Raw genomic sequence first — 12949 nt, forward strand, 5'->3', positions numbered from 1 at the left:
ACAGTGGCGGTCATTAATATCAAGTTGATTAATTACCTGTTCATTTTTAACGATTAAAATGAAAGACTATGGCGTTATAAACTTTATAAGTCACATGAAGACTGATTAAATTTTATGCCTTAAATTTAGCCCTTTTTTTGCAGAAAAAAGTAGCACACTGAGTTAATCGAATGGCTACAAGATAAAATGGAGCTCAAAAAATCTTATCAAGAAGTGATTTTACCACTATTTTTGCTGTTCAAAGGCCATGGATAAATAGGGTCATTTACTGAAATAATCAACGCTAAGTCTTAGGCATTAGAATATTTTTCACGGTTGGCTAACCAGCGATTAATGAGCGCGTTTGCTTGCTCTGGGTATTTTTTCCATATCAGGTGAGCATCTTGTTGTACTGCTGGTATTAAGTGGGCATCACGTTGCAGGTCAGCAATTTTTAGATCCGCCAAACCGGTTTGTTTGGTGCCAAGTAATTCACCCGGCCCACGAATTTCAAGATCTTTTTGCGCGATAACAAAGCCATCGTTACTTTCTCTGAGTACTTTTAAGCGTTTGGTTGCAGTTTTAGTCAAAGGTGCTTTGTACATTAATACACAGTGAGAAGCCACTAAGCCACGACCAACACGACCGCGTAATTGATGTAGTTGTGCTAAGCCTAGACGTTCGGGATTTTCAATCACCATTAAGCTCGCATTAGGTACATCAACACCTACCTCAATCACGGTTGTTGCTACTAAGACATCAAGTTCGCCGAGCTTAAAACGCTCCATCACGGCTTGTTTTTCATTCGCTTTCATCCGGCCATGCACTAAACCAATTTTTAAGGCAGATAATTGTGCTTGCAAATACACCGCAGTATCTTCCGCGGCTTGGCATTGTAATACCTCGGACTCTTCAATTAGCGTGCACACCCAATAGGCTTGACGGTTATCCTTGGTGCAACCTTGACGAATCCGTTCAACGACATCATCTCGGCGACTGTCCGGCAAGGCTACTGTGGTAATAGGGGTTCGTCCCGGTGGTAATTCGTCAATGACTGAAGTGTCTAAATCTGCATAAGCTGTCATGGCTAAAGTACGCGGAATAGGCGTAGCTGTCATGATTAACTGATGTGGATAATGGCCTTGCCATGCGCCTTTTTCACGTAAAGATAAACGCTGGTGGACACCAAACTTATGTTGTTCATCAATAATAATCAGGGCTAGTTTGTTAAATATCACTTGCTCTTGAAACAAAGCATGAGTGCCAATCACCATTTGCATATTGCCATTTTCGATCTGCTCTAAGGCATGGCGTCTTGCTTTGGCTTTGGTTTTACCCACCAACCAGCCAACTGAAATACTCAGTGGCCCAAACCATTTTTCAAAATTAATCGCATGTTGTTCTGCCAATATTTCTGTTGGCGCCATTAAGGCCACCTGAAAACCTTGGCCAATAGCGGTTAATGCGGCTAAGGCGGCAACAAGTGTTTTGCCTGAACCAACGTCACCTTGTACTAAACGCATCATGGGCATAGGTGTTAACAGGTCAGTGCGTATTTCTGCCGTAACTTTTGCTTGTGCGCCTGTCGGTGAAAAAGGCAATGACGCTAAAAAATTTTTCTCTAGTTGTGTGTCGATAGCCAATACAACGGCGGGGTGATGATCATTGGCGGCACGTAATTTTAACATACTGAGGTTATGGGCTAATAATTCTTCTTTGATCAGCCTAAGCTGTGCTGGGTGTTTGCCGTCTTCCATCAATACCACCGAGGTCTCTGGGGGTGGCCGGTGAATTAAGACGAGTGCTTCAGCTAAGCTGTATTGTTGATGACTAATTTCAGCAGGCAATAATTCTTCTACTTTGCCGCTCTGCAAGTGATTTAATGCTTGTTCGGTTAGATTGCGTAAAGAGATTTGTCGTAAACCGTCGGTGGTTGAATACACCGGTGTTAGGGTTTCTTCAGCGGCGGTTAAGGCTTGATCTTGATCTAGGGCTTTATATTCTGGGTGTACCATTTCAAAGCCACGCATGCCACGATTAATTTCACCATAGCAGCGGATATTGAATCCAACAGCTAGGCTATTTTTTTGACTAGCCGAAAAGTGAAAAAAACGTAGGTTAATACTGCCAGTGCCATCATTGATGCTGACTAACATCATTCGGCGCTTGCCTTGTATTATCTCATTTTGGGTAACTTCGCCAATAATATTGGTGAAGAGACCGGGCATAAGATCACGCACCGCAGTTACACGTGTGCGGTCTTCATAACGCAGCGGTAAATGAAAAAGTAAATCTTGTAATGACACTAGACCAATTTTTTCCAACTTAGTGGCCATACCGGGTCCGACACCTTTTAAGCTAGTGACGGGGATTTGGGCTAAATTAGTTAATGCTTCCATTGCGCGAGGCACCGCTGGCTCCTTTGATATAAGTTTGAAATTTATTCGTTATCAATATTTTGCCAAGCAGCTTGGGTCATTTGCATTTGCTGCCACCATTGCTCTGATGCCACAATTTGTCCAGCTTCATCGATCTCTGGATAGGCTAAGCCTTTACGTTGGCAAGCGGTAGCAAAAATAGGATGGCCACCTTCAAATAATATCTGTTGACGGCGTTGTTGGCTTATTCTGGGTTGTTGATATAACCCCGCCGCTTGGCGCTGGCGTTGAGCTTCATATAATACGACTGAACAAGCAACAGAAACATTTAATGACTGCACCATGCCCACCATAGGAATAACAATGTCTTGGTCAGCCATTTCGAGTGCTTTAGCCGAGGCGCCAAACTTTTCTTGTCCAAGAATAATAGCGGTTGGCTTGGTATAGTCAATTTCACGAAAGTCGACAGCTGTAGCTGACAAGTTAGTTACCAGCACCTGCATACCTTGCTTTTTTAACTCGGTAATTGCGTCTTCGGTGTGGTTATAATTATGCACTTCTATCCAGTTTTGACTACCTGCCGCACTGCCGCCAGAGATACGCATGGTTTCATTTTTCCATACTGCATGTACATCGCTAACACCCACGGCATCTGCCGTGCGAACTACGGCAGCTAGGTTATGAGTTTTGTGCACACCTTCCATACATACGGTTAAATCAGGTTGGCGTTGATCTAACATACTGTTAATTCTTTGTAGTCTATCCGGAGTCATATACTGGTTCTAACGTTAAGTAAAATATTGGCAAGCTTTTATCAGTGTTGCTTGCCGGTAAGTAGTGTTATGGCTTAATGTTAACTGTAATTGGGTAATTCCATAATACCGTCAATTTCAATGGCAACGTCTTTTGGCAAACGCGCTACCTGTACCGCAGCTCTTGCTGGGTAAGGTTGTTGAAAATATTGGCTCATAATTTCGTTAACAGTAGCAAAGTTGGCTAAATCTTGTAAAAATATATTCACTTTTACCATGTCATTGATATTGCCGCCTGCCGCTTCGCATACTGCGACAATATTTTTAAATACCTGTTGTGTTTGCTCAGCAAAATCTTCAGAAATAATTTTCATCGTTTCAGGCACTAAAGGAATTTGACCTGATAGATAGACAGTATTATTGACTTTTACCGCTTGGCTATAAGTACCGATTGCACTGGGGGCATTTTCTGTATTAATAATTGTTTTCATAATTTTCTAAGCTTTCCTATTTGTTACGCACAACGCGTTGAACGTCGCCCATGACTTTAATTTTTCGGATAATTTTGGCAAGGTGAACCCTGTTCCGACAGGTGATTTCTATATCAATCAGGTACAGTCCGGACTCTTTCTCACCAGAATTTAGTGTGTGAACATTTGAGCCACAACGGGCAACAACATTGGTTAAGGCGGCAAGTGCACCTTTATGATTGAGAATATCGATACGTAATTTGGCAATAAAATCGCGGTCAATATCTGTATCCCATCGGACCGGGAACAAACTACCTTGTTCATGACCTTTATTATTTCTACAACCATGTTGGTGTACCATTAGGCCTTTACCAGGGCTTAAATAAGCCAGAATAGAATCACCAGGAATAGGTCTACAGCACTTACCATAACTGACCATCATACCTTCAGTGCCTTTAATCGGCATCTTATTTTTAGTCTTTGGTTGTATATCAGACTCGTCAGTAAATTCGTCTTTTAAACGTTTAGCGATACCTATACTTAATGCATTACCAAGACCTATATTGATCAATAATTCTTCAGTGGTTTTATTGCCGGTGTCTTTAACCACTTGGCACAGTTTTTCTGCGGCAATATCTGCGAGTTTTGTTGTGCCAAGAGCGTGACTTAGTAAGCGTCGACCTAAAGCAAGAGACTCAGTTTTTTCTTGTGAGCGCAAGTAAGTGCGAATTTGTAAGCGTGCTTTTGCGGTAACGACAAAGTTAAGCCAAGTCGCGTTAGGTCGGGCAGCAGAAGAGGTCACCACTTCGATAGTCTGGCCTGAATCTAAGGCTTGGCTTAATGGATAGGGTTTACGTTCGACTTTTACGCCAACGCATGAATTACCAACGTCAGTATGCACTGCATAAGCAAAATCGACCGCTGTTGCCCCCATAGGCAATTCGATAATACGGCCATCGGGAGTAAAAACATAAATTTCTTCTGGAAAAAGATCTGATTTTACATTTTCGATAAACTCAAATGAGCTACCCGCACTTTGTTGTAATTCTAATAAACTTTGCATCCAGCGACGTGCTTTCATTTGCGCTGTAGTGCCGGTGTCTTTGCCGTCTTGTTTATATAACCAGTGTGCGGCAACACCTTTATCGGCCATTTGATCCATATCGTGGGTACGAATTTGAATTTCAACAGGAATACCATGAGGGCCAATTAAAGACGTATGCAGTGATTGATAGCCGTTAGTTTTTGGGATGGCAACATAATCTTTAAAGCGTGATTCAATGGGTTTATACAAATTATGGGCGGCGCCTAAAGCGCGATAGCAGTCATCAATTTTGTCACCAACAATAATTCTAAAGGCATAAATGTCCATGACTTCATTGAACATTAATTCTTTATTTTGCATTTTTTTATAGATGGAATAAAGGTGTTTTTCTCGGCCAATAACTTGAGCTTTAATGCCATTTTCCGCTAGGCGGCTGGTCAACTCTGCTTGAATATTGTTGATAATTTCTTTACGGTTGCCACGTGCTTGTTTTACCGCTGACTTTAATGCTCGTGAGCGCATCGGATAGAGGGCTTCAAAGCCTAAAGCCTCCAGCTCATTTTTAATGTCATGAATACCCAAGCGATTGGCGATTGGCGCATAGATATCTAATGTTTCACGGGCTATTCGTCGACGTTTATCAGGTCGCAATGCCCCTAAAGTTCGCATGTTATGGGTACGATCGGCAAGTTTGATTAAAATAACACGAATATCTTGCACCATGGCCAAAACCATTTTGCGAAAGTTCTCTGCTTGCATTTCTTCTTTATTATCAAATTTGAGCTTGTCGAGTTTACTAACACCTTCAACCAGCTCTGCCACCGTATGGCCAAATAATTCGGCTAACTGGTCTTTAGTAGTCGCGGTATCTTCAATCACGTCATGTAGCAAAGCGGCCATTAAGGTTTCGTGATCTAAATGCATTTTCGCGAGATTAAGTGCAACTGCCACTGGGTGCGTTATATAGGGCTCACCACTTGAGCGCATTTGGCCATCATGTGCTTCACGCGCAACAATATAGGCCTGCTTTAGTAGGTCAATTTGTACCTTGGATAGATAACTTGATACGTGTTTTTTTAGTGGTTCAAAAAGGTACACTCAGTAATTCCTTAATGATGAGAGTGGTTCAGCTTTTAGCGATAAGTTTAGAATACGATTATTTTGCCGCTATGCCAATGTTTAAGCGCACTAGCACGAATTTTTATTATTAATTTACTTAAACCTAACAGATAATAAAAAACGCGTAAATTACTATGAGGTAATTTACGCGTTTTTTATGTCGCAACTAACGTTAAACGTAAGCGAGTATTATTGATTGCCACCAACAATGGCTGCAATCTTGTCTAATTCTTCATCATCTTGTTGTACTTGTTCATGACGATCAGACTTGTCCATTACTGCAGTGGTGACAAGACCGGCTTCGATTTCACGCAAAGCTATTACTGTTGGTTTGTCATTTTCAGGATCAACCAATGGATCTTTTCCGCCCGTAGCAATTTGACGAGCACGACGAGATGCAATTAGCACCAAATCAAAACGATTACCGACTTTTTCTACGGCATCTTCAACAGTTACGCGAGCCATTTGGTCACTCCAGCAATTAAATTTATAAAATAGTCGCGTAGTTTACTTGATCTAAGGGTAAGTAAGCAAGCGCTCTACGCTAATAATTCTGCAAATAAGCCTTGATGCTGACAAACTTGTTGACCACGCTTTAAACGCTGATTGTTCACTACTGTGGCCAGGTCCGTTAAGGCTTGCTGAAAATCATCATTGATAATAATGTAATCAAATTCTTGATAGTGTGAACATTCTGCTTTTGCTTGCGCCATACGTGCTTGAATAACCTCTTCACTGTCTTGGCCACGGCCACGCAAGCGCTCTTCTAATGCTTGTTTTGATGGTGGGCTAATAAAGATGGTGGTTACATCCGGTTTCTTTATTCTAACTTGCTGTGCACCTTGCCAGTCAATATCAAGAAAAACATCAATGCCTTGCGCAAGCTGTTGATCTATCGCTATTTCACTGGTGCCATAGAAGTTACCAAACACGGCGGCGTATTCGTAAAAGTGTTTATCCGCAATGGCACGCTTAAATTGCTCTTGGCTAACAAAGTGATAGTGTTGACCGTCGGTTTCACCGGGACGAGGATCGCGCGTTGTGTGCGAAACAGACACTTGCATGGGTCTTGCTGATGTTTGTTTAAGTAAAGCGGAAATTAAACTCGATTTACCTGCGCCACTAGGGGCAGATAGAATGAAAAGGTTGCCTTTAGTTGTCACAATTTATCCTTGCTAGCTGAGTAAATAACAGCTACTAATAGTAAGGCCAATTACTGTCATGAATTGCGCACTATTTCAATTGGCGTAGTCAGTGTTAATGATGCGCACTATAACTAAAATCTGGCGGGTTTCCCATTAATTTGTCTTGGCGATACCTAATGTTTTTTGATTGAATCAGGCAATGTCGAAAGGTGTTTACTGCTTGCTTTGATCAAGTTCGAGCAGCTTAAAAACATTTTGAGTGTCTTTTTCAACTAAATATAAGCTTTCATCAGCTTACTGTATAATTTGCTCAATGCTGGTATTTTTATAAGGAATGATTTGTATAGCGCCAATATTTACCGAAACATGGCCAACCGTGCTCACCACGCGATGTTCAATAGCCAGCAAGTTTAAGGATGTACCTTTGATGACCACAGGAAAGTAAAAATAAAACGCTTTTCCACCACAGCGAGAAATAGCACCGTTATAATGGTTTGAGCTATTTTACGTAAAACCACATCACCTTATTGGTGACCTTAATGAGCATTATATTTTTTAAAGTGGTCAACATCGATTCAGCAGTGGCTAGTTCCTGAAGCTTAATGTCTCTTGACTCTTTATTTTATATAGCGGCACACAATTCAATGTTATTACCGGCAATATCTTTTAAATAGAGTGAACGGCCCATACCTTGCGCCCCATATCTTTCTTCAAACTCACCCACCTCGACCCCCTTAGCTTGGAGATAAGATTTTAATTCGTTTTCATCAAATTTTTCTATTTGCAGGCAGAAGTGCTCAAGGTTATTGCCGGTGGCTTGTGGCGCATGACCGCCAGCTTTACCTAAGGTGGCATTTACATCAACTATATCGATAAGAGCAGAGCCGGCACGGAGTTGAGTTAAACCGATCTCGTCTGGCAATGTGCGTTCTATAACACAACCTAAGACCTCGCAGTAGAAGTTAATAAGCGCCTGATATTGTACTGTGCGTAATACGATATGATCTATTGCTTTGGGTTTAATCATCAATATATCCTTTGCTAAAACTTGCGGCACTCATTGCCTTAGACTCATGTTAGGTTTTTCATGACGCCATAATTTTTCTGGCTTAACACATTATATACTCATTCTCTTTTTTATTTTTATTTTTTAAATATGCTGATGCTGAAATTAACTTTAGCTTAGTGCCGTTGTTTGTTAAGGAGATGAGATAAATTTGAAAAGTACTTGGCAAGAAATGTTTAAAAATGCAGTTATCTTTGGGCGTTATGCTAGACGTTGGTTGCAAGTAAAATCGAAAATAACTCCACACATTATGTTAATGCATGGAGTTCTTTAATGATAACTTATAGCACTTTCGCGATTGATTGCGCTAAGTAGTCAACGTTGCGATTAGCAATGCCAGCAATACTCATACGGCTTGAACCCACCATATAAATACTGTACTCGTCTTGCAGTTGTTGTACTTGCTCAGGGGTTATGCCTAAAAAAGAAAACATGCCTTTTTGACGTGGAATAAAGCTGAAGTCGCGCGTTACGCCATTTTCAATAAGTTTATCCACTAGTAGCTGGCGATTGCCGTTAATGCGGTCACGCATTTCTTGTAGCTCACTGTGCCATTGGGCGCGTAACTCGTCTGAATGGAGAATAGTTTCTACTAATGCCGCACCATGTGCTGGCGGCATTGAATAAATACAGCGCACAACACTGAGTAATACTGAATTAGCGATATCAACACTGTGTGAGCTTTCACCAATAATAGAACAAGCGCCAATACGTTCACGATACAAACCAAAGTTTTTTGAACATGAGCTACAAACGATCATTTCTTTAACGCTATCAGCCATTAATCTTAGACCGTAAGCGTCTTCGTCTAAGCCTTCACCAAAACCTTGGTAAGCCATATCAATGAGCGGTAAAAAGCCAATATCTTTTGCCACTTCAACAATTTGTTGCCATTGCTCGTTGCTTAAGTCCATACCACTTGGGTTATGACAACAAGCATGTAGTAATACCGTATCATCAGCTTTAACTTCTTTTAATGCCGCTAGCATGCCATCAAAATCAAGGGTTTTGTTTTCATAGTCATAATAGGGATAAGTTTTAACATTTAACCCTGCGGCTTGAAATACACCAGTATGATTCGCCCATGTTGGGTTACTGACCCAAATAGTTGCACCCGCTTTACATGAATTAATAAACTCAGCCGCTACACGTAATGCCCCTGTACCACCCGGAGTAGAAATGGTGCGTGCACGATTTTCTAGCAACACTTTATGATGACCAAAAATTAATTTAGCCATTTCTTCGTTAAAAAGTGCTGAACCTGTTGGACCAATATAAACCTTGGTATCTTCAGTATCGAGGCGATGTTTTTCAGCCACTTTTACACATTTTAAAACTGCCGTGTGACCGGCTTCATTTTTGTAAACGCCAACACCTAAATCGATTTTTTTAGGATTTGAATCTTCACGATATTTAGCCAACAAGCCTAAAATAGGATCGGCAGGCAACGCTGATAAGCGACCAAACATTTTGGGTGTACCTTTTACAAGAGAGGGAGCTGAGCGGTTGAACTCCGAGCTTGGAGTTGTGGCATTAATCCCTGTTATTAAAGCGCTAGCATAACGGCTATCAGGCGAAAATTAAAGCATAAAGATTAAAAAGCTCCACCGTAAATAGCCAAAAAAAATCTTGTTGATAACGGATAGTTATCGCCGATTAATTAATAAACAAATATAGTTAGGGGCTTGAATCAATTGTGCTTACTGCAAAATTTTATTTATCTATTTATCAGCTTAGATTTAAGCGCTAGACGAGAGAAAATTTCATATAATGAAAGTTTTAGTGACTTTTTTAACTTTGTAATTAAGCTAGTTCATTAGCAACATTAACTTGTTGAAAAACTGGTGAATGCGTTTGCAAGCGACCTAAGTGATAAACTAGCAGGCTAGAGTGAAGCAGTCAGTAACAATTATGTGGTTATTGACTGCTGATGAGCAAAGCACATGCTTTAGAACTTAGTTGCCATGGCGGCAATAAAGCCAATAATACCACCAAATACGCCCCCCCAAACCACTAGCCAACCTAAGTGCTCTTGGATCATTTTTTGCACAATTTCTTTGACGAGTTGTGGCGTTAATTCATTAAGGCGCTTTTCAATAATATCGCTTACCTTATCGCGCATGCCGGCCATGATGCTAGGTTGTTCTAGCTCTTCCCGCAAAATGGTATTAAATTCTTCACTTTGGCTAATTTCAATGACCGATGCGCGCATTTTTTCAATAAAGGGCTCTCGCATAGGTTGTAGTGCCTCAGTGCCACCTACCATAGCTAACATGCCACCAAAAGAAGACTGTTCAATAACAATGACTAAATTATCAAAGGCAGGTGATAAGTCGACTTTATTAATAACGGGGGCAAGATTAATTGCCGTCGCTGGGTTGTTGTTGCCGGCTAAAAAACGGTCAATATTTTCTTCAGTAAAAAATTGCTCCATCATTAAAGCGCGAATGGAAATTTTAAAGTCTTCAAAGCGCGCGGGAATAACCCCTGAGCCGTACAAAAAAGGCACACGTTCAAACAACATGTGTATAGCAAGCCAATTGGTTATTGCACCCGACAAGGCAAATAAACCTAGGGTAAAAATAATATGGTTGCTGACAGTATAGCCAATAATAATAGCGATTAAGGCTAAAAAGTTGGTGATAAAACTTTTATTCACAAAAACTCCGTCAATGTTAAGGTCAGTTATAACTATTTGATTAATTAAGTGGGTTACTTTTCATAAGGAAAATAGCTCAATATAAAATATAAATTTTAGTAACTCGTTATGCTACTTATAAATTTTATAACACAGTCATTTTTTATTTTAACCCTTTTAAATGGGGAAATAATGAGTCCTCTGGCTATTGCTATATGATATCAATTGCCTGCTGTTGCGCCAATAATTCATTTATTTGATATTACTTTTGCTAAAGACTGGTGGTAAATTTTATGTTTTGGTTTACAATTCATGGTGAAATATTAAACAATAAATCACATGGTTAGATAACCTTAAATAAAAAATGAAAAAGGGATTTCATGAAATTTTGTAAAATGTTTTTAAGCCCGCTGATAATTTTTTACCACTTAACTTTGTTGTTAAGTCTCATAATATTAAGCACCCTAGCATTAAGTACCTCAGTAAATGCCAAACAAGAGGTTAAAGAACACATAGTAATACCCGTCGCTGGTCAACCGGCTAATAATCAAGATGAATGGCGAACAGTCGCTATTAAAAACATGGTGTTGTTAAACTTACCTTACGGTGAAGTCGTGATTGAGTTAGCGCCGCAGTTTTCGCCAAGGCATGTTGAACAATTTATGCGCTTAACCCAGGCTGGTTATTACGATGGCACCAAGTTTTATCGGGTTATTGATGGGTTTGTTGCTCAGGCTGGCCCTGAGGAAGACAGCAGCCTTGATAGCTCAATACCTTTGTTAGCACTTGAAGGCGAATGGCCAACCGATAAAGACTGGCAGTTTACCTTAGTGCAAAACAAGGATTTATTCGCCGAAAAAACTGGCTTTAAAGACGGTTTTGCACTGGCTCATAACCCTAGCGAAGGTAGTGCTTGGTTAACACATTGTCCCGGCATTATTGCCATGGCACGTGGTAACGAGGCCAATTCAGGCTCTAGTCATTTTTATATTACTAATGGTCAAGCACCAAGATATTTAGATCGTATTATGAGCATATTTGGTCGCGTTATTTATGGCATGAATCATGTGCAAGCAATAACACGCACCGCCACCATTGAAGGTGAAACTGAAGTGGCAAGTGCTGATTATACGCCCATTGTGTCGATGCAAATGATGGCAGATGTCTCACCAGCGAAACAAATTCATTTAGCGGTGAAAAATACCGAAAGTAAATTGTTTGCCACTAAATTAACCGAGCGAGTTAAACGTGACAATACTTTCTTTTTTAAAAAACCACCGGCAGTACTTGATGTCTGTCAAACGCCAGTGTTAACCCGCTTACTCGCTCAATAACGCTACCTTCATTGAATAAGACTGCAAAGTAGCTCAATAGTACGACTAATTATAGTTTTATATTAAGCCTTAGTGTTATCTTGCTTATATTGCTCTTTCGCTTTGCGGCCTTTGCGATAAAGTGCTGGTCGTAATACTCTTCGCAGTGTCGGAAAAAGATAAGACACGGTTGTTAACCAACCACTGGCTCTGGGTAACGATATTTCAGTTGCTTCACCACGAGCAATACTAACAACAGCATCGGCAACTTGTTGGGCACTACTCATAGCTTGTGAGAATACTATGTCTTCTACCTGATCTATTTCTGACATAATAAAACCGGTATCAATAGGCCCCGGTGAAACCACACCAACATAAATCCCTGTCCCTTTTAGTTCATCGGCTAACGAGTAAGTAAATGCTCGCAAGCCTGCTTTTGTTGCCGCATAAGTTGCCGCGCCCTGCAACGGCGTTCTACCGGCAAGCGAACCAACATTAATTATTGCACCGCCACCCGCTTTGCGTAAATACGGCAAGATTAAGCACGACAATTGAATGGGCGCACGTAAGTTAACATCGACCATTTTTGCCAGATCATTTGCGTGGTTTCCTTCTACCTCACCACGTTGATGAAAACCAGCATTGTTGATCAAAACATCAACCGAGCCAAAAGCCTGTGCAGCTTTTATCAACAGACTTTCATTAGCTGTGGGGTCGTTAATATCCATAGCAATATTGATGACCGATGTTATCCTTGCTAGCTCTTCAGTAATTTTATCTAATGCGGTTTGTCCACGAGCCACTAAGACTAAATTGGCCCCTAAGTGGGCAAAAGTTCTTGCCGTTGCAGCACCCACACCAGCAGATGCGCCAGTAATGATAACGGTTTTATCTATAAAATTATTATTCATCATGCTCAGTTCTCTTTTTGTCGCGACGGCATTATTGCTTAATTTTTTTGGTGGCATTGGTGATGTATGTATTTTTTTACAGACTATTGGCTAAATTTAAGCTGAAAATAGTGAAAAAATATCATCAATTTCA

11 protein-coding genes are annotated in these 12949 nt (G+C 40.6%); 1 reads left to right on the top strand and 10 read right to left on the bottom strand.

Going from position 1 to position 12949, the window contains the following annotated elements:
* Positions 1-290: 290 nt before the first annotated feature.
* The 9 genes from recG to H4J46_RS13280 form a co-directional block, all read right to left on the bottom strand.
* Positions 291-2378, bottom strand: coding sequence for an ATP-dependent DNA helicase RecG (recG, locus tag H4J46_RS13240; RefSeq protein WP_182234054.1), 2088 nt, complete (start codon positions 2376-2378; stop codon positions 291-293).
* Positions 2379-2419: 41 nt separating this feature from the next.
* Positions 2420-3130 carry a tRNA (guanosine(18)-2'-O)-methyltransferase TrmH gene (trmH, locus tag H4J46_RS13245; RefSeq protein ID WP_182233925.1) on the bottom strand — a complete coding sequence of 237 codons (711 nt, stop codon included), beginning with the start codon at positions 3128-3130 and terminating at the stop codon, positions 2420-2422.
* A gap of 80 nt (positions 3131-3210) precedes the next feature.
* The gene (locus tag H4J46_RS13250; protein ID WP_182236901.1) at positions 3211-3600 is read right to left on the bottom strand and encodes a RidA family protein; all 390 of its coding nucleotides are present in this window, start codon (positions 3598-3600) and stop codon (positions 3211-3213) included.
* Positions 3601-3616: 16 nt separating this feature from the next.
* The gene (gene spoT / locus H4J46_RS13255; protein WP_182233926.1) at positions 3617-5722 is read right to left on the bottom strand and encodes a bifunctional GTP diphosphokinase/guanosine-3',5'-bis pyrophosphate 3'-pyrophosphohydrolase; all 2106 of its coding nucleotides are present in this window, start codon (positions 5720-5722) and stop codon (positions 3617-3619) included.
* A gap of 210 nt (positions 5723-5932) precedes the next feature.
* A complete protein-coding gene (gene rpoZ, locus H4J46_RS13260) occupies positions 5933-6208 on the bottom strand; it encodes a DNA-directed RNA polymerase subunit omega (protein WP_182233927.1) in 276 nt (91 codons plus the stop codon).
* Positions 6209-6282: 74 nt separating this feature from the next.
* The gene (gene gmk / locus H4J46_RS13265; RefSeq protein WP_182233928.1) at positions 6283-6906 is read right to left on the bottom strand and encodes a guanylate kinase; all 624 of its coding nucleotides are present in this window, start codon (positions 6904-6906) and stop codon (positions 6283-6285) included.
* A 604-nt stretch (positions 6907-7510) separates the two neighbouring features.
* Positions 7511-7915, bottom strand: a complete 405-nt coding sequence (locus H4J46_RS13270) for a VOC family protein (RefSeq protein WP_182233929.1) — start codon at positions 7913-7915, stop codon at positions 7511-7513.
* Between the two features lie 320 nt (positions 7916-8235).
* Entirely contained in the window at positions 8236-9423 is a 1188-nt protein-coding gene (locus H4J46_RS13275) for an amino acid aminotransferase (protein ID WP_182233930.1), read from the bottom strand.
* Between the two features lie 479 nt (positions 9424-9902).
* Positions 9903-10613 carry a DUF445 domain-containing protein gene (locus tag H4J46_RS13280; RefSeq protein ID WP_182233931.1) on the bottom strand — a complete coding sequence of 237 codons (711 nt, stop codon included), beginning with the start codon at positions 10611-10613 and terminating at the stop codon, positions 9903-9905.
* Positions 10614-10972: 359 nt separating this feature from the next.
* Here H4J46_RS13280 and H4J46_RS13285 point away from each other — a divergent pair, with 359 nt between their 5' ends.
* Positions 10973-11926, top strand: a complete 954-nt coding sequence (locus tag H4J46_RS13285; RefSeq protein ID WP_259365839.1) for a peptidylprolyl isomerase — start codon at positions 10973-10975, stop codon at positions 11924-11926.
* 62 nt (positions 11927-11988) lie between these two features.
* Here the strand turns inward: H4J46_RS13285 and H4J46_RS13290 are convergent, their stop codons facing one another.
* On the bottom strand, positions 11989-12819 hold the full coding sequence (locus tag H4J46_RS13290) for an SDR family oxidoreductase (protein ID WP_259365840.1): 831 nt from the start codon (positions 12817-12819) through the stop codon (positions 11989-11991).
* Positions 12820-12949: the final 130 nt, after the last annotated feature.

The sequence above is a fragment of the Colwellia sp. MB02u-6 genome (assembly GCF_014077095.1).
Classification (GTDB): Bacteria; Pseudomonadota; Gammaproteobacteria; order Enterobacterales; family Alteromonadaceae; genus Cognaticolwellia.